Annotated in this window: 20 protein-coding genes; 10 read left to right on the plus strand and 10 right to left on the minus strand. The window is 71.7% G+C overall.

Annotated features, from left to right (window positions below):
- Positions 1–55: 55 nt before the first annotated feature.
- Positions 56–1,471, plus strand: coding sequence for an APC family permease (locus AS850_RS06125; RefSeq protein ID WP_119868313.1), 1,416 nt, complete (start codon positions 56–58; stop codon positions 1,469–1,471).
- A complete protein-coding gene (locus tag AS850_RS06130) occupies positions 1,468–2,409 on the plus strand; it encodes an acetamidase/formamidase family protein (RefSeq protein WP_119868314.1) in 942 nt (313 codons plus the stop codon). Before AS850_RS06125 ends, AS850_RS06130 begins: the two co-directional genes overlap by 4 nt.
- A gap of 109 nt (positions 2,410–2,518) precedes the next feature.
- Here the strand turns inward: AS850_RS06130 and AS850_RS06135 are convergent, their stop codons facing one another.
- Both AS850_RS06135 and AS850_RS06140 read right to left on the minus strand, forming a co-directional pair.
- Positions 2,519–2,698: a hypothetical protein gene (locus AS850_RS06135; protein WP_119868315.1), complete on the minus strand. Its 180-nt coding sequence runs from the start codon at positions 2,696–2,698 to the stop codon at positions 2,519–2,521.
- Between the two features lie 149 nt (positions 2,699–2,847).
- Positions 2,848–6,252: a glucodextranase DOMON-like domain-containing protein gene (locus AS850_RS06140; protein WP_216819862.1), complete on the minus strand. Its 3,405-nt coding sequence runs from the start codon at positions 6,250–6,252 to the stop codon at positions 2,848–2,850.
- Positions 6,253–6,490: 238 nt separating this feature from the next.
- Between AS850_RS06140 and AS850_RS06145 the strand changes: the two genes are divergently transcribed.
- Positions 6,491–7,021, plus strand: coding sequence for a hypothetical protein (locus AS850_RS06145; protein WP_119868317.1), 531 nt, complete (start codon positions 6,491–6,493; stop codon positions 7,019–7,021).
- Between the two features lie 103 nt (positions 7,022–7,124).
- Here AS850_RS06145 and AS850_RS06150 read toward each other — a convergent pair whose 3' ends face one another.
- Positions 7,125–8,339, minus strand: a complete 1,215-nt coding sequence (locus AS850_RS06150) for a hypothetical protein (protein WP_119868318.1) — start codon at positions 8,337–8,339, stop codon at positions 7,125–7,127.
- 18 nt (positions 8,340–8,357) lie between these two features.
- On the opposite strand from AS850_RS06150, the gene AS850_RS06155 reads away from it, so the two are divergent.
- Both AS850_RS06155 and AS850_RS06160 read left to right on the plus strand, forming a co-directional pair.
- A complete protein-coding gene (locus tag AS850_RS06155) occupies positions 8,358–8,615 on the plus strand; it encodes a hypothetical protein (protein WP_119868319.1) in 258 nt (85 codons plus the stop codon).
- 165 nt (positions 8,616–8,780) lie between these two features.
- The gene (locus AS850_RS06160) at positions 8,781–9,407 is read left to right on the plus strand and encodes a G5 domain-containing protein (RefSeq protein WP_236940850.1); all 627 of its coding nucleotides are present in this window, start codon (positions 8,781–8,783) and stop codon (positions 9,405–9,407) included.
- Positions 9,408–9,675: 268 nt separating this feature from the next.
- Here the strand turns inward: AS850_RS06160 and AS850_RS06165 are convergent, their stop codons facing one another.
- Positions 9,676–10,107, minus strand: a complete 432-nt coding sequence (locus tag AS850_RS06165; protein WP_119868320.1) for a hypothetical protein — start codon at positions 10,105–10,107, stop codon at positions 9,676–9,678.
- A gap of 577 nt (positions 10,108–10,684) precedes the next feature.
- Here AS850_RS06165 and AS850_RS06170 point away from each other — a divergent pair.
- On the plus strand, positions 10,685–11,104 hold the full coding sequence (locus AS850_RS06170; protein ID WP_119868321.1) for a VOC family protein: 420 nt from the start codon (positions 10,685–10,687) through the stop codon (positions 11,102–11,104).
- A gap of 12 nt (positions 11,105–11,116) precedes the next feature.
- On the opposite strand, the gene AS850_RS06175 is transcribed toward AS850_RS06170, so the two are convergent.
- Positions 11,117–11,845 carry a hypothetical protein gene (locus AS850_RS06175; protein WP_119868322.1) on the minus strand — a complete coding sequence of 243 codons (729 nt, stop codon included), beginning with the start codon at positions 11,843–11,845 and terminating at the stop codon, positions 11,117–11,119.
- 151 nt (positions 11,846–11,996) lie between these two features.
- Positions 11,997–13,433 (minus strand): APC family permease, encoded by a 1,437-nt coding sequence (locus tag AS850_RS06180; protein ID WP_119868323.1) that lies wholly within the window; start codon positions 13,431–13,433, stop codon positions 11,997–11,999.
- A gap of 140 nt (positions 13,434–13,573) precedes the next feature.
- Here AS850_RS06180 and AS850_RS06185 point away from each other — a divergent pair, with 140 nt between their 5' ends.
- On the plus strand, positions 13,574–14,092 hold the full coding sequence (locus AS850_RS06185; RefSeq protein WP_119868324.1) for a DUF427 domain-containing protein: 519 nt from the start codon (positions 13,574–13,576) through the stop codon (positions 14,090–14,092).
- A gap of 57 nt (positions 14,093–14,149) precedes the next feature.
- Here AS850_RS06185 and AS850_RS06190 read toward each other — a convergent pair whose 3' ends face one another.
- Positions 14,150–14,608 carry an SRPBCC family protein gene (locus AS850_RS06190; protein WP_119870168.1) on the minus strand — a complete coding sequence of 153 codons (459 nt, stop codon included), beginning with the start codon at positions 14,606–14,608 and terminating at the stop codon, positions 14,150–14,152.
- 155 nt (positions 14,609–14,763) lie between these two features.
- Between AS850_RS06190 and AS850_RS06195 the strand changes: the two genes are divergently transcribed.
- Positions 14,764–15,204 (plus strand): SRPBCC domain-containing protein, encoded by a 441-nt coding sequence (locus AS850_RS06195; RefSeq protein ID WP_119868325.1) that lies wholly within the window; start codon positions 14,764–14,766, stop codon positions 15,202–15,204.
- A gap of 6 nt (positions 15,205–15,210) precedes the next feature.
- On the opposite strand, the gene AS850_RS06200 is transcribed toward AS850_RS06195, so the two are convergent.
- Entirely contained in the window at positions 15,211–15,735 is a 525-nt protein-coding gene (locus AS850_RS06200; RefSeq protein ID WP_119868326.1) for a hypothetical protein, read from the minus strand.
- 93 nt (positions 15,736–15,828) lie between these two features.
- Complete coding sequence (locus AS850_RS16925) at positions 15,829–16,710, minus strand: patatin-like phospholipase family protein (protein ID WP_119868327.1); 882 nt, start codon at positions 16,708–16,710, stop codon at positions 15,829–15,831.
- A gap of 147 nt (positions 16,711–16,857) precedes the next feature.
- On the opposite strand from AS850_RS16925, the gene AS850_RS06210 reads away from it, so the two are divergent.
- Entirely contained in the window at positions 16,858–17,373 is a 516-nt protein-coding gene (locus AS850_RS06210) for a hypothetical protein (RefSeq protein ID WP_119868328.1), read from the plus strand.
- A 102-nt stretch (positions 17,374–17,475) separates the two neighbouring features.
- Positions 17,476–18,396, plus strand: coding sequence for a hypothetical protein (locus AS850_RS06215; RefSeq protein WP_119868329.1), 921 nt, complete (start codon positions 17,476–17,478; stop codon positions 18,394–18,396).
- A 195-nt stretch (positions 18,397–18,591) separates the two neighbouring features.
- On the opposite strand, the gene AS850_RS06220 is transcribed toward AS850_RS06215, so the two are convergent.
- Positions 18,592–20,187 carry a long-chain-fatty-acid--CoA ligase gene (locus tag AS850_RS06220; RefSeq protein ID WP_119868330.1) on the minus strand — a complete coding sequence of 532 codons (1,596 nt, stop codon included), beginning with the start codon at positions 20,185–20,187 and terminating at the stop codon, positions 18,592–18,594.
- Positions 20,188–20,208 lie beyond the last annotated feature (21 nt).

A 20,208-nucleotide genomic window follows, 5' to 3' on the forward strand; every position in this document is an offset into this window, starting at 1 on the left:
TCCCTCCCGCGTCCCCACCGCACTCCCCACCCCCACCACACCCGAAGGAAGACCCATGACCCTCCGCGAAGAGTCCACGACAGGCGCAGGTCAGCCCGCGTCGGGCGAGCTGTCGAACCAGGAGCAGCTCGAGAGCTTCGGCTACAAGCAGGAGCTGAAGCGCTCCGTCTCCACCGCCGACCTCCTGATCTACGGCCTCATCTTCATGGTGCCGATCGCCCCCTGGGCGATCTTCGGCACCGTCTTCAATGCCTCGCAGGGCATGGTGCCCCTGGTCTACCTCGTGGGCCTCGTCGCCATGATCTTCACCGCGCTGGCGTACTCGCAGATGGCGAAGTCGATCCCGCTCGCGGGCTCGGTCTTCTCCTACGTCGGCCGAGGGATCCACCCCATCGCCGGCTTCTTCGCCGGCTGGGCGATCCTGCTCGACTACCTCCTCGTGCCGACCCTGCTCTACGTGTTCGCGGCCGAGTCGATGATCGGCATCTTCCCCGGCACGGCCCGCTGGATGTGGGCGCTCATCTTCGTCGCCATCAACACGGTCATCAACCTCCTGGGCGTGCAGTCGCTGAAGCTCATGAACCGCGTGTTCCTCGCGATCGAGGTCGTCTTCATCGTCATCTTCGTCATCATCGCGGTCGTGGCCCTCAACAACGGCACCGTTCCCGGGGCCGAGTTCACGACCGCTCCCGTCTGGGACTCGAGCAAGGTGACGGCGCCGCTGATCGCCTCCGCCCTCTCGATCGCCGTGCTCAGCTTCCTCGGCTTCGACGGCATCTCCACGATGGCCGAGGAGTCGACCGGCAAGCGCAACGGCGCCGGCAAGGCGATGATCATCGCGCTCTTCATCGTCGCGTTCTGCTTCGTCCTCCAGACCTGGCTCGCGTCGGCGCTCGCTGCCGGGCGCTCGTCGTTCCCCGACTCCGAGGCCGGAAACGCGTTCTTCACGATCGTGCAGCAGGCCTCGTCGAGCGGCTGGTCGACCGCATTCTTCGTCGTCAACGTCCTCGCCGTCGGCATCGCGAACGCCATGGCCGCCCAGGCGGCGACCTCGCGCCTGCTCTACTCGATGAGCCGCGACCGCCAGCTGCCGAGGTTCCTCTCCGTCATCAACAAGCGCCAGGTGCCGCAGGCCGCGATCCTCGTCGTGTCCGGCCTGTCCGCGATCCTGGTCATCGGTTTCGTCGGCCAGATCGACCTGATCTCGTCGCTGGTCAACTTCGGTGCGCTCTTCGGGTTCATGCTGCTGCACCTCTCCGTGATCGTCCACTACGTCGTCCGCAAGAAGTCGCGGAACCTCCTGCTCCACCTGGTCGTCCCCGTCATCGGGTTCCTGATCATCGGCTACGTGCTGCTGAACGCGGCTCCGCAGGCGAAGATCGGCGGGGTCGTCTGGCTGATCCTCGGCGCCGGCGTCTTCCTCTACTACCGGCTCACCGGCCGGAAGACCGTCGTCGGAGAAGAAGCGTGAGCGACCACGCGGCCGGCCTCGACCACTTCCTCGGCAAGGAGCTCGGGAGACCCGGGTTCTCGGCCCCCGACGAGCCGGTGCTCCGCATCCTGCCGGGAACGGGCGAGCGAATCGGGTTCGAGACGAGCGACGCCGTGTACGAGGAGCTCCACGGGCACCACGACATGGCAAAGCTCCAGGCTCAGATCAACCCCGTCACGGGTCCGGTCTACGTCGAGGGCGCGGAGCCCGGGGACGCCCTCGCGGTCACCGTGCACGAGATCCGGCTCAAGGAGTACGGCTGGTCGGTCAGCCTCCCGGGCTCCGGGGCCCTGCAGCACGTGATGGGCGATGAGATGTTCACGCGGCGCGTCCCCATCGACGCCGACGGCGTGCACGTCACCGAGCGGCACGTCTTCGCGCCGCAGCCGATGATCGGGTGCATGGGCACGGCACCTGCGGAGGGCGCGAACTCGACCATCATGCCCGCGTACCCGCAGGGCGGGAACATGGACGTCACCGAGAACCGGGTCGGCTCCACCGTGTACCTCCCGGTCATGGTCGAGGGCGCTTACCTCGCGATCGGAGACATCCACGCGATCATGGCCGAGGGCGAGTCGTCGTTCGTGGCGATCGAGGCGGAGGGCGTCGCCGTGGTCTCGGTCGACCTCGTGAAGGGTCTCGATCTCCGCGCCCCGCGGATCGAGACCGACGACGAGTGGATCTTCGTCGGCCTCGGCGCCCCGGTGCAGGAGAGCATCCGCCGCGGGTACGAGGACGCCTTCGCGTTCCTCGTCGACGACCACTCGTGGGATCGCGGCGACGCCTATGCCGTGCTGAGCGCGGTGGGGCACTCGCGCCTCGGCGGCCCGACCGGCTCGGAGGCACCCGACCCGCTGCACCCGTTCGACGCCGTCGGTGCGGTCACACTGCACCGCGTCCCGAAGTCGGTTCTCTAGCTCCAATCCACTGCACCCTCGTGTTCGGGCGTCGCAGTGGTCCTAGGACCACCGCGGACGCCGAACACGAGGGTGCAGCGGTGTGCGGGTGCAGCGGCAGGTGCAGGCGCTAGCCGAGGGTGACGAGCATTTGCCCGAAGGCGAACGTGCCCGCCCCGGCCACCATCACGAGGGCCGTCGTCAGGAGGCTGATGACGCGCTCCCGGTGGCTCTCGTCGCGGTACGCAGGAGCCACGGCCGACGCGACGCGCTGGCAGAGGTCGTCGGCCGGGAGTGTCGACTCGGTCATGAAGCCCCTTTGGAAGTGATCGGAGTGGTGACGGGTGTTCGGAGTCGCCGGCCGGACGGATTGCCGGAGTTCCCCGACGACCCGCCCGGACGGCGACGCGCCGACCCGACCGGAGTCGAGCCGACGCGTCGGACATCGTCACCGCGGCGTCAGGGCAGCGGCACACCCTGCAGTTCGGCGGGCTGCGCGGACAGCTCGGCCTGCTGGGAGACCCCCGCGGGCGTGAGCGTGTCCATCACCTTGGGCACCGCGTTCGGGTCGGCGGAGCATGCCGCCGATGGCACGGCACCGTCCGCGCAGACCCCGAACGTGTAGCCGCCCGGCGTCGCCGTGAACGCGCGGGTCTGGTCGGCGCCGTGGGTGCCGTCCTGACCCGTGAGCGCGACCGCGAACGACCAGCCCGCCGACGGCGTTCCGCCGAGGGCCGTCTTCGGCACCACGACCGTGATGTACCGGGACACGGAGTTCGCGGTGCTGGTGGCCGTCCCGGCCGAGGCGCCCTGCGCGTCGAGGACCTTCGGGGCGGAGAACCCCTGGACCTCCACGAGCCTGGACCACGCGGATCCTGCGGCCACGCGGTAGTTCATGCCCGGGTACGCGGAGGCCGTCGACGTCGACGCGGCCGCCGGGTCGTGCACGTAGACGTCGAGCAGCTGCGCGCCGTTCGTCGACCCGAAGGTCGGCGTCAGGTCGCGCGTCTGCGCGCGGAGCGTGACGGTGGAACCCGTGTCGTAGACCTCGAACCGGGTGAGGTCGAAGGCGCCGGCGTGGAAGTCGGACGCCGTCGGGTACGCGTACGTCCCCGGTCCGCTGTCGTCGCCCGACGGGTCGTCCTGCGCGAACAGGAGCGTGCCCGAGACGGAGTCGTTCGTGACGGTGCGCGTCGCCTGCGCGGTGCCCGCGGAGGTCGTCGCCGTGATGACGAGGGTGTTGGTCCCGCTCACGGTCGGCACGGCCACGGTGAACGCGCCGTCCGCGCCGGCCGTGGTCGTGGCCGTCGTCGTCGCCGAGTCGGCGTCCGCCACGCTCGCGACGTCGACCGTCGCGCCGGGAGCCGCGGTCCCCGTGACGGTGACGCTCGCCCCCACCGACGTCTGATCGGCCGGGGAGGTCACGGTCAGCGGTGTCGAGCCCTGCGCATGCCGGACGTAGCGGTCGGCCACGATGCTCGGCGTCTCGAGGGAGCGCCCGGCGGCGAGGTCGGCGGTGAGCCGGACCTGGCTGGCCGAGCCCCAGGTGAGCGGGGACGCGGATCCTGCGGCCTTGCCGTTCCGGAAGCCGATCGAGGCCACGTTCGGGTCGGTCCCGAACGGCGAGGCCGCGAGGTCCGGTCCGTCCCAGACCTGCTCGGGAACGAGCCCCGGGCCGGAGTTCTCGGCGTTGATCGTCACGAGCTGCTTCGCGGCCGCCGCGGCGTCGCCGGTCGTGAGGGACTGCTGTGCGCGCTCCGCTCCGAGGACGGGCCACGGGTGACCGGTACCGGTGAACGTCGCCGCCCACGGAGCACCCGTCGTCGTGCACGAGCTGGCGGATCCTGCGAGGCAGTCGCCGTAGCCGTCGCCGTTGTACCGCAACCAGCCCTCGCCGCTGGCCGTCGTCCTGCCGAGCGTCGTGTCGGCCACGACGAGCGAGTTCGCGACGACGGGGTCGGTGGCGGGCAGGATGCCCAGGCGGACGTACTCCAGGAAGCCGAGGTCGACCACGTCCCGCTGGTCGAGCGTCGGACCGCCGTTGCCGAGGTTGTAGGAGATGGCCGCGTTCGGGTCGCCCGTCTTCGAGAGACGGATGTAGTACGGCTTCGCACTCAGCGACCCGGTCGTCGTGACGCCCCAGGTCGCGATCGTCCGCTGGTACCGGTCGGCGGTGGCGGCGTAGATCCGCGCGCTCGCGGCGTCGCCGTTCGCCAGAGCGATCCGGTTCGCGCTCACGAGGCCCGCGATCTCGGCCGCGATCGTGGACGGCGAGTACCCCGACTGCTCCTCCCAGCGCTCCACGCCGAAGCTCGGCCCGTGGCTGACGAGGAAGTCGGCGGCGCGCTTGACGTGCGGCCAGAGAGTCCTGTCGGACGCCAGGCCGGACTGCCAGGCCATCAGGATCGGGTACGCGCTCTCGTCCAGCTGGTCGTTGAACGAGTCGGCGGCCTTGGTCCCGTCGAGGAGGGAGTTCCGCGGCTGGGAGCCGTTCGCCTGCTGCGACTTCGTCAGCAGGTAGCGGACGGTGTCCTGGGCCGTGGCGATGTCGCCGTCGGTGTAGAGGGCCGTCCACGCCTCGTAGAGGTCGCGCGCGAACACCTCGCGGTACCCCGAGTGGAACTGGTCGGCCGGGTCGTTCGCGACGACGTCCTGGCCCCACGGGGCGTCGAGACCCGCGACGATCGCGCCGGGGTAGGTCTTGTCCTCCGACGCCTTCACGACGTTCGCCGACTGGTAGTACTTCCCGAGCGCGGTGAGGCGCTGGGCCGTCGTCAGCTTCGTGCGCGACAGATTCGGGAACCGCAGGTGCGCGTCGTAGCCGAGCCACTGCGCCTCGTAGGTGGCGAGCATCCTCGCCGTCGAGGTGCCGCTCGTCGCGGACGCCGTCTTCACGGCGTCGGCCTGCGACGTGCCGAAGCCGAGCGAGAGCGTGGTCGTGCCCTCGCGGTCGAGGGACAGCGCGGCCGTCTGCTCGGTGTTGCCGCCCGTGGCGGTCGCCGTGCCTCCTGCGCCGCCGAGGGTGTGGGCCTGATCGAGCTTCGAGAGGCCGTCGCTCGGTGTGCCGACGAAGCCGCTGTCCACGGCGCCGAACGGGCGGTCGGCGCGGAGCGCGAGGTAGCTCGGCACCGCGTAGGCCGTCCGGGGCGACTGGCTCGTCGCGACCGTGTCGAAGGTCACCGGGATCGGCTGCCCCGTCGACGTGTCGACGACGGACGTGTCCCCGCCCGCGTTCGCGGAACCGCCGCCGCCGTTCCCCCCGGCGTTCGCGTCGAGACGCACGTAGAGGTGGAACGACTTCGCCTTCGAGGTGAGCGGCTGGTAGCGCGTGCGCGCGACCACGCTGTTGCGGGCCGGGTCGGTGAAGTACGTCGTGACGAGCCGGTAGGCGCCGCTCTTCGCGGTCGCCGTCACCGTGCACACCATGCCGGTCGGGTCGCCCTGGGCCGTGTACGTCATGTCGCGCGTCTGCAGGTCGGTGAACGTGCTCCCGTCCGTGACGAGGTACTGCATCGTCTCGACGTTCGTCGCGTCGACCGTCGGCGCGTAGACGTCGGAGAGGACGCCGTTCGCGACCGTGAACCAGATCTTGCTCGTGGTGGTGCGGGCGGTGCCGACGCAGTCCTTGCGCGACAGGGCCTGGTGCGAGGTGGCGCCGGGGGCGCCGTCGGCTGCCGGCCCTGCGGCGGCGGGGGTGCCGGCCGCGGGTCGCAGGATCGGGGTGGCCGCGGTGGCGGGCGACGCGCCGAACGCGAGGGTCGCCGCGAGGGCCGTGGCGGTGAGAAGGGGGAGGGAGGTGCGGATCGGGTGGTGGTGGCGGGGTGTTTCTCGTGGGTCTCGTGGGTCTCGTCGTCGAGTGGGCACGGTTGCTCCTGGTTCCTGCAGGGCACGCATCTTTGCGGGCGCTGTGGGGAGCCTATGGAGCGGCGGGGGGTGCGGCAAGTCGGCACTTCTGCGGGTGCGGTCCGTGGCTCCTGCGGGCCGGCGTCCTTTGCCGCTGCACCCTCGTGTTCGGCTGTCGCGGTGGTCCTAGGCCTCGTGCGACGGCCGAACACGAGGGTGCAGCGGGTCGGAATCGCCCCGCGCCGCCGTACAGTGGGCCATGGCCGTTCAGAACGCAACCATCGTCGCCGTCGTCGGCGACGGCGCAGCAGAGGTGATCGCGGAGCTCTCCGTGCTGCGCGGGGTCGACGCCCTCCGGCTCGGCGAACCCGACGCGGACAGCACCCGCAGGATCAGCGCGTCGCAGGCTCCCTACGTCGTCCACGACGCCGACCCGCTCGGACACGTCGCTCACGCCTGGGTCGAGTTCTTCGACGACAGGTCGACCGCCGGCACGCTCGAGATCGAGGTGTCGACGGCGCTCGCCGCCTTCCGGGCGGGGGAGCGCGTGATGCCCGACTACTACATCGTCCTCGACCCGGAGTCGCTCGAACCGACCTGGCGGCACTGGTGGTTCGGAGCGCTCGCCTCGCACGGGACACGGCGCGTGCTCCCGCAGCCCGCCGCAGCAGGATCGGTGCGACGGCTCCTGCGACAGCTGCCGACGGGTCCGGGCTGGGTCGCGCCGAGCACCTGGTTACCGGACCTGGCGTTCACCCTGCCCGACGGCGCCTGGCCGATGCGCTTCTGACCGCGCGAGGCGGATCGCTCCTAACCGCTCGGGTCGGATCCTTTCTGGCCGCGCCCGCGCCACGCCGGGCACGCCGCGGGCCCGCGCGGGGTGCGACTCGCGATCAGGAGCGGACGCAGAAGCTCTCCAGGCGCGCCGTGACGCGCCCGTCTCCTCCGCGGACGGACAGCCGCGCCGCCGGGAGGTCAGTCCGCGAGGGGGAGCGGAGGTCGGCGCCGAGTGCGCGATCCGAGGTTCGGTAGCCGGCGCGTTCCCACGTCGACAGGATCGCTGCGAGAGCCGCTGACGGGTCGACAGGTTCGACCGAGACGGTGACGATCCAGCGGGATCCGGGCCCGGCGGTGCTCTCGCACGCCTCCGCGTCGTCGACGGCGGGCTTCTCACCACCGCCCGTGAACAGCGTGGACCCGAGCGCGCCTCGAGCCTCGGCGACTCCGGCCGTGCGGGAGGCGAGCGCGCCGAGTCCCGTCCGGACGCGCGTCGACTCGAGCGAGGTGGCCGTCGCGGGCTGCGGGTTGCCGGGCGCCCCGGGGGCGGGCGCGGCGACCTCGCCGGGGGCGGGGCGCTGGGTCTCGTGCGGCGGCGTCGGCTCTGGCGAGGAGAGCAGCAGCGGGTCGATGCCGGAGCGGCCGGTGCCTCCTGCGGTCGCGACGACGAGAAGCGCCACGACCACGGGCACGACGACGAGGAGGGAGGCGTCGTCGTCCCGGGCCCGGACGACGACGTGCACGAGGAGCCCGACGAGGGCGGTGGCGGCGAGAGTCACGGGGAGAATCGGCCCCGTGACTCCTGCGCCCGCTCGAAGCGGGACGACGACGACGAGGAGAGCGGAGGCCGCCAGGAGCGCCGAGGTCGCCGCCACGGTCCGGGTACGCTCACGGGGGCGCCGCGCGCGCCGCAGTCCGATGACGGTCGCGGCAACGGCGTTCACGACGACGCCGAGGATCCCCAGGTCGAGCCCGAGACCGAGGACGAAGGCCGCGTCGGTGAAGGGCAGCACCTCGCCGCGCGTCGGGTAGAGCCGCCCGAACGACGGGGCCGCGTGCAACCACCACGCGAACAGTCCGGCGGCCAGTGCGAAGCCGGACCAGGCGACCGGGGCGAAGCGACGGGGGCGCAGGATCCCGACCGCCACGGCGACCAGCACCACCGCCATCGGGGGCCCCGCCGCGAGGGCGAACGCCTGGAGGTCGACGACGGAGGCGGAGGACGGCACGTTCCGACCGTACGGGCCGGCGCTCACGCGCCGCTTCGCCCCGAAGTCGCGACGGGATCGGCCGGGCGGACGACGCGCCCGCGACGACGTGACGACCAGCACGTCGCCTAGGATCGCCCCGTGTTCCCCTCACCCAGCGGCGCCCCCGGCGCAGGAGCCCCGGCCTTCCTGTCGACGGTCTCTCGGGCGCTGCACGGGCTGTCGCTCCGCCTGGCGGAGCTGCCGTGGTGGGCGTGGCTGATCGTCCTCGGGCTCGTGGTGGCCGTACTCCTGCTGCGGTTGCAGCGCTCGGACGAGGCGGCCGCGCGGGCTGACGGAGCCTCCGAGTCGGGCCACGCGCCCGCAGAGCCCGAGACGGACCCCACGACCGGAGGGTGACGGCGCTCCCACCCGCAGGTGGCACCGCGGCGACGAAGACCGTCCGTCGGGCTATGGACCGCCGCCTCCCATCTGGCGAGACTGAGCGGGCACGATGTCGTGCTCGAAACGTGATGGGGGAGTCGTATGCGTTCCTGGTGGAATCGCTTGAGCAACACGGGGCGAATGCTGGTCTACGGCGGCGTCATGGCCGTCCTGATCTTCGGGGTCGCACCCGCCGTGTGGGCCGGCACCGTCGACTCTGCCCAGCGTGGGGCGGACGCCACGTCGTCGGCCGTCGAAGTGATCGAGACCACACCGCGCCCGACCACCGCTTCGACACCGGAACCCACCGCCACGCCGGTCACCGTCGTGAGAACCGAGCAGACTCGACGGGCCCTGGGTTTCACGACGCGAAACGTCGATGATGCGCGGAGAGCGGTCGGGACGAAAGCCGTCACGCAGGCCGGGGTCGCCGGTCGAGAGGTCACGACGGTGGAGGTGACGCTGGTCGACGGCGTCGAGAAGTCCCGACGTGTTCTCAGTGTCATCACGGAGGTCAAGCCCGTCGAGCGAATCGTGAGCGTAGGCACGAAGCAGCCCGATCCCGCCCCGGTCGCGCCCGCACCCCAGGCGGCCGCCGGCGGTTGTGACACGAACTACTCGGGCGCTTGCGTGCCCATCGCCTCGGACGTCGATTGCGCCGGCGGAAGTGGGAACGGGCCGGCCTACGTGCAGGGCCCGGTCACTGTGGTGGGATCCGACATCTACGGCCTCGATCGTGACGGCGATGGTGTCGGCTGCGAGAGCTGAGCCACAGCCGCAGGGAAACCCCTAGCGGCAGCGGCCCCGCGGGCGTACCATCGCCTCACACGGCACGAACCGCAGCCCGACCAGATGGACTCACCTCACCGGGAGCTCGACTCTCCGCTCAGCCATCTGCCGCATCCGGTTCGTGCCGCTCTGGTTAACGGCCGTGCCGTCAGACCCTCGCGGTCGGCCTCCGCGGTGGTCCTAGGCGGGGTGCGGTAGCCGAGCGCGAGGGTTTAGCGGGCGGAGCCGGAACGGAGGCGCTACGCGGCTAGCGTGACGCGCGACGCAGCTGAGCGGCCTTGAACGACAGCCACGCCGTCAGGCCGAACACCACGAACGCGACGGGCACGTGGACCGGGATCCACGCATCCTGCCCCAGGTCGGTGATGAGGTGACCCATCCCGGTCTGACCCAGGGTGAGCACGAAGAGAACGACCGTCAGCACGGTCAGTCGCGGCTGCGCCTTCCGCAGGGTGACGAGGGCGAAGATCGCAGTGACGAGGGCGAAGCCCCACGCCACGTCGGCGATCACGCCGTGGGCCTCGACCCACGCTTCGTTGCCCTCCTGCTGGAGGAACTGCCCGGCCGTCACGGCCTGCAGGAAGATCGCGAGGGAGGTGATCCCCGTGAGAGCGGCGAACCCGCGGAGGGCGCCGGTCGAGGCGGTGGTGCGGGTGGTGCTTCTGTCGTAGGTCGTCATGTGGGGGTCCTTCCCTAGCCGGGCCGTGAGCGACTCCAGGCCTCCACTCTCCGGAGCGCCGCCGCCCGGGTCAAAACGATGCGCCGTCGCTCACGAAGCCCCGGGTACTGTGTCGTCCGGCCCCGGTTACGGGAGTGTGAACGGGGGCTGTGGGTCCGCCCCGAGCCGCGGGGCGCAGGATGCCCGGGGCCACGTAATCCCTGGTCAGAGGCCTTTCGCGGCGCCGTGTCCGCCGAAGCACGGACCGCGGTCGGCAGGGGGCGCGACGCCCGCCCGCGGTCCGCTCTTGTGCCGACAGGAGCGTCGGGTCGGGCATCCTGCGGGCCCTCGTCACTCCCAGGAGAATCGCCGCCCGGGGCCCGCGCGGTGAGAATCCTCACACGCCCCGCGTGCGCCCGACACGCCCCGGTCGTCCGCGTCTCGCCGCGCGCGCCCTGCCCGAGACTCCACGACTCGCCGCTCACTTTCGCTGAACGACGCACATCGTGGAGTTTCACGCGCGAGTGCTCGGGAGGGCTGTCGCTCACCGGCCGCACGCGGGATACTCGGACCCACGACGTCGACGAAGGAGCCGATCATGTCCACAGTGCTGTGCCCGTACCTCAACTTCCGCGGCGATGCCCGGGAGGCCATGGAGTTCTACCGGAGCGTCCTCGGCGGCGAGCTCGTCGTCAGCACGTTCCGCGACTTCGGCATCACCGACTGGCCCGACCAGCTCGACAAGGTCATGCACTCGCGCCTCATCACGGAGCACGGCCTCGTGCTGATGGGGTCCGACGTCCCGGAGACGATGGAGGTCGTCTTCGGCGACAGCATCTCCGTCCTCCTCGGCGGCGAGGACGAAGCCGGCCTCACCTCCTGGTACGAGGGGTTGTCTCAGGGCGCCACGATCTCCCAGCCGCTCGGGAAGGCGCCGTGGGGAGACAGCTTCGGCCAGCTCACCGACCGCTTCGGCGTCAAGTGGCTCTTCAACATCGCGGCCCCGACGGCCGCCTGACGAGGCTCCCGCTCAGCCCGCAGGATCCAGGGCGGAGACGACCGCGACGGCGGCCGGCCAGTAGGGCGCGTAGTGGTTCGGGTCGGCGTTCACCTGCACGCGGTGCGCGGCCTGGGTCGGCGTGAGCGACTTCCAGCCCGGCACGCGCACGAGCCGGTCGAAGAAGTGCGTCGCTGCGATGTACGGGGTCATGCGGTCGGTGTAGCTGCCCCAGGCGCCGTTGTCGCGCTGCTGGAAGAGGCCGCGGCTGTCGGGCCCGACGGCGTCGCCGTGGTCGACGTTCACGAGACTCGACTCGCCCATCGCGGTCATCACGCCGATCGCCTGCGTGTGCGGACCGATGCCCTGCGCCTTCGCGGCGTTGATGATGTGGGCCGCGTTGATGAGGCGATCCTGGCAGTAGCCGGCGATCGGTCCGGCAGGGACGGTCACGGAGCCCACGACCACCGGAGCGACCCTCGGGCACGACACGGTCCCGGCCCGCTGAGCCGTGCCGGGCGCCGAGGAGTCGCCGAGCCCGCCGACGATCGTCGTGATCGGGGATCCTGCGGCCGAGAGGGCGACCGAGGCGCCGAGCGCCACGACGGCTGCCACCCCGAGGGCGACCACCACGCCGAGGAGGCGCGCGCCCGGCCCGGGGTCGCGCCGCCGCTGCCGCTTGCGCCGACGCGTCGGCGTCGCGCGAGCGCGCCCGGGCGTCGCGCGGCCACGCGCGGGCGTCGGGCGGGTGGGGGCGGGCATCCCCCGAGGCTAGCCGAGCGCGGGGGAGTCGAGGCTGGGCATCCTGCGGGAGGGTCCGGCAGCTCCCTCGCGAGACTCCACGATGTGCGGCGTTCTCCGAACGTGAGCGGCGAGTCGTGGAGTCTCGCGCGGCCTGCCGCGGTGCGGCGTCTTACGAACGCGGGCACCGAGGCCTGGAGTCTCGCGATGCCGAACCGCGCACCCGCCGCGTCACGAACGTCGCCAGCCACAGCACCACCCCGATCGCCAGCAGCGCCCCGGCGATCTGGTACTGCTCGATCCCGCGACCCGACGACACCGGCAGCACCAGCCAGACGCAGGCGATCACGCCGATGACGGGAAGCACGGTCCCCGCGCGAAAGTGCTTGTGCCCTACGAGATCGCGCCGCAGGACGAGCACGACGACGTTCACGACCGCGAACACGGCGAGCAGCAGGAGCGACGTCGTCCCTCCCAGCACGGCCACGATCGGCGATTCCGGCGAGAGCGACACGTAGCCGATCAGCAGCAGGGCGAGGCCGGTCGTGAACAGGATGGCCGCCCACGGCGTCCGCCTGGCCGAGTGCACCTTCGAGAGGAACCCCGGGAGGACGCCCTGCTTGCTCATCCCGTAGAGGAGTCGGCTCGCCATCATCATGTTGATCAGCGCGCTGTTCGCCACGGCGAACAGGGAGATGAACGGCAGGAGGCTCCCGATCGGGAACCCGGGCGCGGCCGTCTCGACGACGGTGACGAGCGGCGTCTCGTTCCCGGCGAGCTCGCCGACCGGGACGATGGCGACGGCGCAGATCGACACGAGGACGTAGATGACCGCGGTGATCCCGAGCCCCGTCAGCATCACGCGCGGGAAGATGCGGCTGGGGTCCTTCGTCTCCTCGGCCATGTTGACACTGTCCTCGAACCCGACCATCGCGAAGAACGCCAGCGACGTCGCCGTGCTCACGCTGAGGAGGAGGGACTTGTCGCCGGGCGTGTCGAAGAGGACGACGCGGGAGAGGTCCGCGTTGCCGCCCGCGATCGCCCAGAGCCCGATGAGGATGACCATGACGAGGCCGGAGAGCTCGACGAGCGTCAGCACGACGTTCGCCTTGACGCTCTCGCTCACGCCGCGGAAGTTCACCGCCATGACGAGCAGGAGGAACATCATCGCGACGGCCATGATCGTCCCGTTCGAGAGCTCCGTGCCGATGCCGGCCGCCAGGTTCGCGGCGAAGGCGCGCGAGGCCGTCGCCGCGGACGTGATCCCGGAGCACATGACGACGAACGTGACCAGGAAGGTGACGAAGTGCACACCGAACGCCTTGTGCACGTAGAGCGCGGCTCCTGCGGTCTGAGGGTATTTCGTGACGAGCTCGAGGTAGGAGAACGCGGTCACGAGGGCGACGGCGAAGGCGACGAGGAACGGCACCCAGGCCGCCCCGCCGACCTCGGCGGCCACCTGCCCGGTGAGCGCGTAGACGCCCGTCCCGAGGATGTCTCCGACGATGAAGAGCAGCAGGAGCTTGGGGCCGATGACCCTCTTCAGCTCGGTCGGGTGCTCGCCCGTGGGCGACCCCGTGGGCGATGCGGTGCTGATCGATTGGGCCATGGGTCCTCCCGGAGGACGTCGTGGTTCACGGATCGGGTGTCGTCCGATCCTGCCGGTTCCGGGGGACAGATGCAACGCGGGTCCGCGATCGTCATCCCGCGCCGCGGCGTTCTCGGAGCCTCCGGGAGGACGATGGAGCCATGCCGCGCCTGCCAGGAAGAAACCGTCCCGTCGTCCCCGAGAAGCCCGGTCCCGGGCAGGAGTCGGTGTGGGAGTACCCCCGCCCGCCACGCGTCGAGAAGACCTCCGATCGCGTCGTCGTGCGCCTCGGCGGCCAGGTGATCGCCGACACCACGCGGGCTCTGCGGGTTCTCGAGACGAGTCACCCGCCGGTGTACTACCTGCCGCCGGAGTCGTTCGCCGACGGGGTCCTGCATCCGGCTCCCGGGCGGAGCCTCTGCGAGTTCAAGGGGCAGGCGAGCTACGTCGACGTGCGGGGTGGGAACGTCACCGCCCCGCGAGCGGGCTGGTACTACCGGGAACCCTGGCGCGGCTACGAGAGCCTTTCGGGGTACATCGCGCTCTACCCGGGGGCGATGGACTCGTGCGAGGTGGCGGGCGAGACGGTCCGCGCGCAGGAGGGCGACTTCTACGGCGGCTGGATCACGTCCGCGATCGTCGGGCCGTTCAAGGGCGCGCCCGGCACGCTCGGGTGGTGACGGCCCCCCGATCCTGAGTCGTTCCGAACGCCGCCGATCGGAGCCGTCGCTCCGGGGTCAGCCCTCGACGACGGTCTTGAACTTCGCGAGCCCCTTCTCGAAGTCGGTGCCGATCAGCGTGTCCATGTTCAGGAACACGCCCATGACGCGCGACTGGACCGTCTTCGGGCTGCGCATGCTCCAGACGACCGTCGTGGAGCCGTCGGCCTCCTCGAGGTCGAAGCGGATCGCACTCGTCGATTTGAACGGCCTGGTGAAGTGCAGGTCGACGTCGAGGGCGTGGGGATCGACGTGCGTGACGGCCATCGTTCCCGCTCCGGCCTTGCGGTTGCCGTTCCAGGCGTAGGTCGACCCCGTGGCTCCGGGCGTTCCCGCGTAGCTGCGCTTCATCTCCGGGTCCTGCCCCTCCCACGGCGACCACGCCGTCCACTTCGAGAAGTCGGTCAGATGGGGCAGGATGCTCGCCGCCGGCGCCGCGATGACGGTGGAGCGCTCCACGGTGCTGAACTCGGTCACGGTGTTCTCCGATCGGTGTCCGCGGAACCCGGGCGGCTCGCGGTGCCCCACGGTAGCGCTCGGGAACCGCGCGCGACAGGGGACAGGGTCGTTCGGCCCTTGTCGGACGAGGACGGGGCGAGGAGGATGGCGCCCACCGATGAAGGAAAAGCCCCATGAGCGACGTCGCCACCACCCACATCGCCACGGCGAGCCTGACCGTGAACGCCGGCCCCGACCAGGTCTGGCGCGCGCTCACCGACCCGGACCTCGTGAAGGACTACTTCTTCGGGACGACCGTGACCTCCGACTGGCAGGTCGGCAGCACCGTGACCTACGCCGGTGAGTGGGACGGCCAGCCGTACGAGGACCGCGGCGTCGTCGTCGAGGCGGATCCGCCGCTCCTGCTCATCACGACGTTCTTCAGCCCGGCGAGCGGCAAGGCCGACGTCCCGGAGAACCACCAGCGGGTCACCTACCGGATCCAGCCGATCGACGGCGGGTGCCGCGTCTCGGTCGAGCAGGACAACAACGACAGCGAGGACGCGGCCGAGCGGTCGTCGAGCAGCTGGATGACCATCCTCGAGGGCCTGGCCACGGTGGCGCCGAGCGCCTGAGCGTCGTCAGCCCTCGACGAGGAGCGCGGCCCGGTCGGCGAGGTAGGCCGCCAGCGGCCGCACCTCGTGGGCGGCGGGGCCCCACCGGACGAGGACGGTCTCGCCCTCGAGCGACAGCAGGCCGGAGCCGAGACGCAGCGAGCGAGCATCCTGCGCGACCTCGCCGAAGGCGTAGTCGACCACCTCGCCCTCGGCGAAGCGCCCGCGGCTCGCGGCGAGACGGTCGGCACGTCGCTGCTCGACCGACCGCGACAACCCCTGAGGCCGCGTCGGGACGACGGCCCGGGTGATCTTGCCGGTCGAATGCAGGGTGCCGTCCGCCTCCAGCAGGAGCACGCCGAGTCGCCACGCGTGCCCGACCGGCGCCATCGAGACGGCCGTCTTGAACGGGCCGAAGCCGCGGGGGTCCTTGACGACGGCCAGGGTCTCCTGGGGTGCGCCGTCCGCACGCAGGCGCTCGACGGTCTCGCTGAGGAGGTCGCGGAGGGCGGTGGCCGCGGCCTCGGCCTCCCGGTCGTCGTCACGCTCCATGCGGCCAGTATGCCCCCGCCGTCCGTGTCACGGTCCGTGCCTCACGGTCCGTGCGTCGCCGACGGGCCGGGCCCGTCCGTCAGGAGCCGACGATCACGACCAGAACGCCCGGACCTCCTCGGCACGGGCGGCGGCCTGAGCGCGACCGGCGAGTGCCGAGGGGATCCGGGTCGTCCCGGCCAGCGAGTTGGCGCCGAACGCCTGGAGGCTGGCCTCGTCGGCGCTGAGGACGAGCACGTCGGCCGACTCGGAGAGGGTCGAGACCGCGCGGTCGAGCTGCGGGCCGAGCGGGCTCGCGGGATCCTCGGGGCCGCAGGCGAGGACGAGCACGCGGTCGTAGTCGCGGGCGACGTCGGCGTTCGTCGCCGACCGGGCCCCGCCGTCGACGTAGGTCGCGCCGTCGATCTCGACGGGCGGGAAGACGAGGGGGACGGAGCAGCTGGCGGCCACCGCGCGGAACAGCTCGACGCCGTCGGAGGCGTCGATCACGCGGAAATCGCCCGTGTGGGCGTCGACGACGGTCACGCCGAGCGGCGCCTCCGGCCACCCGACGGCCGGCGGGAACTGCTGCGCCATCGTGGGCAGCAGCACGGACTCCGCGCCCTGGGCCGCGTCGACGGCGGCACGGCCGAGGCGTGCCCGGGCATCCTGCTCGCTCGTCGCTCCCGAGATCGCGGCGACGACGCGCTCGCGGAACGTCGACATGTCGGCCGGGGCGACCGACGGGTCGCCGGCGGGGAGGTCGGGGACCTCCTCCGAGATCTGCACCCGGTAGGTGGCCGGGACCTGGCCGAAGCGCAGGATGCTGCCGGCCACCGAACCGGCGCTCGTCCCGATCACGAGATCGGCCCCGTCGACCGGGATGCCCTGCTCGAGGAGCTCCGCCAGCATGCCGAGATGCCAGGCGATGCCGGCGACTCCACCTCCCCCCAGGACGAGAGCGCGACGGGGGGACTCGAGGGGAGCACTGGTCATTCCTCGACCTTAGTTCTTCCGTCCGACACGCGTTCCGTCTCCGGGATGACCTTCGCCGACGGTCAGCAGGATCGGGGCCGGTTCGTGCTTTGATGTCGGCGGGGGACGGCGATCCGGACCCCCAGGCCGACACGAAGGACTCCGACCATGATCACCACCCGCCCCCTCGGCGCCGTCGCCGCGACGGCGGCCCTCGTCGCAGGCCTCGCCCTCACGCTGGCCGGCTGCACGGCCGTCGGCCCCGACGCCTCGCGCTCGTCCTCGGCCGCCGCCGGATCCTCCGCGCCCGCGTCGTCCGCGGCCGCGGCTCCGGCAGCCGGGTCGTCCTCGCAGACGAAAGCTCAGGCCTGCCAGATCCTCACGTCGTCGCTCAAGGACGTCTCGACGCGCATGTCGTCCTCCTACGAGACGCTCGCGAAGGACCCGAAGGCCGCTGCGGCCGTCCTGAACGAGCTGTCGTCCACGCTCGACGGAGCCGTTGCGAAGGTGTCGAACGTCGACGTGCGCTCCTCCGCCGACAAGGCGAACACCGACCTGAAGGCGTTCGTCTCCACCGTCCAGGCGGCCGTCTCCGACCCGTCGGCGACCTCCGCCGCGAAGGTGCAGTCGCAGGCCGGAAAGATCCAGGCCGACTTCCAGGAGATCGGGACCGCCTGCGCGTAGCGCGGGAGCGGCGAGTCCTCCACCGGCGCGGCGGGCGGCGGTCTCCTCGCCGGGACCGTCGTCATGTCGGTCCGACCGCTCTGGACCGGCCAGGATCGCAGGATGCCATCGCCCCTGCTCCGCACCTCCGACCTCGTCCTCGCCGACCTCGACGACTCCGCCCTGAGGAGCGCTGCTCGTCGCGGAGAGATGCACCGCATCGTCCGCGGGGCCTATCTCCCTGCCGCGGACTGGGCCGCGCTCTCGGCCCGTGGGCGCTACGCCGAGGTCGTCCGCGCCCGGGCCGAGCGGCTCGGACCGCGGCTCGTCCTGAGCCACGACTCCGCGGCGGTGCTGTGGGGGTATCCGACGCTCGACCCGTGGCCCCCCGAGGTACACGCGCGGCATCGGGGACGGAGCACGGGGAAGCGGACCGCGACACTGGTCGTGCATCCTGCGCCCCCGTCGCTCGAGTCCGTGGACGTCGACGGGTTTCCGTGCACAACGGCCGCTCGCACGTCCGTCGATCTGGCGCTGGCCGGAGGCTTCGCTCGGGGTGTCCTCGCGTTCGACCACGCCCTCCGCGCGGGGATCGCGACGCGGCAGGAGTGCCGCGACCTGCTCGCCAGGCAGCCCCGCGCGCGGAACGGTCGGAACGCGCGCGTCGCCCTCGACCTCGCGACGCCTGCGTCGGAGTCGCCGGGGGAGTCGATCAGTCGAGCGGCGCTGCACGAGGCGGGCTTCGAGGCGCCCGAGCTCCAGCGGACGTTCGCCTGGGGGAACGGCCGGGCGTACCGGGTCGATTTCTGGTGGCCGTCGGTCGGCGTCGTCGGCGAGTTCGACGGCGAGGTGAAGTACCTCGACGAGGCGCTTCGCCGTGGACTCTCGGCGGAACGGGTCGTCCTCGAGGAGAAAAGGCGCGAGGACGCTCTGCGCGCGCATCCGGAGGTCCGCGGTCTCGTCCGCTGGGACTACGCCACCGCGCGGTCGCCGCAGAGGCTGGCCGCGGTGCTCCGGGCGGCCGGCGTTCCCCGTCGTCGCTGACGTGCACCCCCGTCCGGCTCGGCCGCACCCCCGTCCGGCCGAGCCGCACCCCCATCCGGGCGAGGCGCACCCCTCTCCGGGCGAGGAACCCGCCCGCGGGAGGGTTCCTCGCCCCGTGAGGGGGTGCGGCTCACGTGGCCCGCGAGCCGGGTGGGCAGCAGGAGGCGGGCGTGAGGCGCGCCGGCAGCCAGCGGCTCAGCTGGCGGGGGCAGGAGCCGGGGCGAACTCGGCGACCAGCTCGCGCTTCAGCACCTTGCCGCTCGCCCCGATGGGGAACGCCTCCAGGACGTGCACGACGCGCGGGAACTTGTACGCGGCGAGGTGCTCCCGCACGAACGCGATGAGGTCCGCCTCGTCGACGGTCTCGCCGGGTCGGGCGATGACGGCGGCGTGCACCTCCTGGCCGTGGAGGTCGTCCGGCACCCCGAAGACGGCGGCGTTGGCCACGGCTCCGTGCCGCATGATGACGTTCTCGACCTCGCTCGGGTACACGTTGTAGCCGTTGCGCACGATCATGTCCTTCTTGCGGTCGAGGATCGTCACGAGCCCCTCGTCGTCCTTGCAGCCGAGGTCGCCGGTGTGGAACCAGCCGTCGACCATGGCGGCGTCGGTCGCCTCTGGCCGGCCGAGGTACCCCTTCATCAGGTTGTGGCCGCGGATGACGATCTCGCCGAGCTCGCCGTGCGGCAGGAACTCGACGGTGTCCTCGACGTCGGGGTTCGCGATCTCCACGTCGACACCCCAGATCGCCTTGCCGATCGTCCCCGGACGGGGATCGGCGATGTCGTTCACCGTCGCCACCGGGCTCGTCTCGGTGAGGCCGTAGCCCTCCTGCACGACCGTGTCGAAGGTGGCCTGGAAGCGCTCGAGGACGGCCACGGGGAGCGCGGAGCCGCCCGACACGCAGTAGCGGAGGGGCGGACGGACGTCCGTCGCTCCTGCCGCCTGGAGGAGGCCGATGTACATCGTGGGCACGGCGGTGAAGATGGTCACGCCGTGCTCGACCATGAGCTGCAGGGCCTGCTGAGGGTCGAACTTCGGCAGGAGCACGATCGACGCACCGCGCCGGAACACCGTGTTGAGCACGGCCGTCTGCCCGAAGGCGTGGAAGAAGGGCAGGCCGCCGAACACGACGTCGTCGACGCGCATGTCGGCGCAGTCGATCAGTTCGGCGCTGACCTGCTCGATCATCGCGAGGTGCGAGCCGACGGCGCCCTTGGGGTGGCCGGTGGTGCCCGACGTGTACAGGATCGTGGCCGAGGCGAGCGGGCTGACCGACTCGTAGCGCTCGATGGGCGCGGCGTGCGCGGCCTCCACCTCGAGGCGGTCGACCGGGACGGGCGTGGGCGCGTCGGCCGGCAGGAGCACGGACACGACGGGGACGCCCGCGGCGGTCGCGGCCGGAAGCGCCTCGGCGAGCTGCGGGGCCGCGACGATGGCGAGCGTCGCACCGGAGTCGCGGAGCACGTACTCGATCTCCTCCGCCTTGAAGAGCAGGTGGATCGGCACCACGACGGCGCCGAGCGCGAGGACGGCGTAGTACGTGCGTGCGAAGTCGGGCACGTTGGGGACGATGATCGCCACGCGGTCTCCGCGGCCGATGCCCCGTGCACGGAGGGCACCGGCGTAGGCGCGGGTCTCGTCCCAGAGCTGTCCGTAGCTGGTCGTCATCCCGGCGAAGTGGAGGGCGGGCCGGTCGCGGTGGCGGGTGGCGCTCTCGCTGAGGATCGCCGCGATCGAGAGGGTGCCGAGGCCGGGGCCGTCGAGGAGCTCCTGGGTGGTGAACGTCATCGTTCGTTCCTTTCGTGAAGG

This window comes from Frondihabitans sp. 762G35, assembly GCF_002074055.1.
In the GTDB taxonomy this organism is placed as follows: Bacteria; Actinomycetota; Actinomycetes; order Actinomycetales; family Microbacteriaceae; genus Frondihabitans.

Excerpts from the sequence above, each read along its gene's own strand:
- AS850_RS06125 (WP_119868313.1), top strand. The coding sequence starts at position 56 with ATGACCCTCCGCGAAGAGTCCACGACAGGCGCAGGTCAGCCCGCGTCG.
- AS850_RS06215 (WP_119868329.1), top strand. The coding sequence starts at position 17,476 with ATGCCATCGCCCCTGCTCCGCACCTCCGACCTCGTCCTCGCCGACCTC.
- AS850_RS06185 (WP_119868324.1), top strand. The coding sequence starts at position 13,574 with ATGCCGCGCCTGCCAGGAAGAAACCGTCCCGTCGTCCCCGAGAAGCCC.
- AS850_RS06175 (WP_119868322.1), bottom strand. The coding sequence starts at position 11,845 with ATGCCCGCCCCCACCCGCCCGACGCCCGCGCGTGGCCGCGCGACGCCC.
- AS850_RS06210 (WP_119868328.1), top strand. The coding sequence starts at position 16,858 with ATGATCACCACCCGCCCCCTCGGCGCCGTCGCCGCGACGGCGGCCCTC.
- AS850_RS06195 (WP_119868325.1), top strand. The coding sequence starts at position 14,764 with ATGAGCGACGTCGCCACCACCCACATCGCCACGGCGAGCCTGACCGTG.
- AS850_RS06160 (WP_236940850.1), top strand. The coding sequence starts at position 8,781 with ATGCTGGTCTACGGCGGCGTCATGGCCGTCCTGATCTTCGGGGTCGCA.
- AS850_RS16925 (WP_119868327.1), bottom strand. The coding sequence starts at position 16,710 with ATGACCAGTGCTCCCCTCGAGTCCCCCCGTCGCGCTCTCGTCCTGGGG.
- AS850_RS06170 (WP_119868321.1), top strand. The coding sequence starts at position 10,685 with ATGTCCACAGTGCTGTGCCCGTACCTCAACTTCCGCGGCGATGCCCGG.
- AS850_RS06145 (WP_119868317.1), top strand. The coding sequence starts at position 6,491 with ATGGCCGTTCAGAACGCAACCATCGTCGCCGTCGTCGGCGACGGCGCA.
- AS850_RS06180 (WP_119868323.1), bottom strand. The coding sequence starts at position 13,433 with ATGGCCCAATCGATCAGCACCGCATCGCCCACGGGGTCGCCCACGGGC.
- AS850_RS06165 (WP_119868320.1), bottom strand. The coding sequence starts at position 10,107 with ATGACGACCTACGACAGAAGCACCACCCGCACCACCGCCTCGACCGGC.
- AS850_RS06220 (WP_119868330.1), bottom strand. The coding sequence starts at position 20,187 with ATGACGTTCACCACCCAGGAGCTCCTCGACGGCCCCGGCCTCGGCACC.
- AS850_RS06135 (WP_119868315.1), bottom strand. The coding sequence starts at position 2,698 with ATGACCGAGTCGACACTCCCGGCCGACGACCTCTGCCAGCGCGTCGCG.
- AS850_RS06200 (WP_119868326.1), bottom strand. The coding sequence starts at position 15,735 with ATGGAGCGTGACGACGACCGGGAGGCCGAGGCCGCGGCCACCGCCCTC.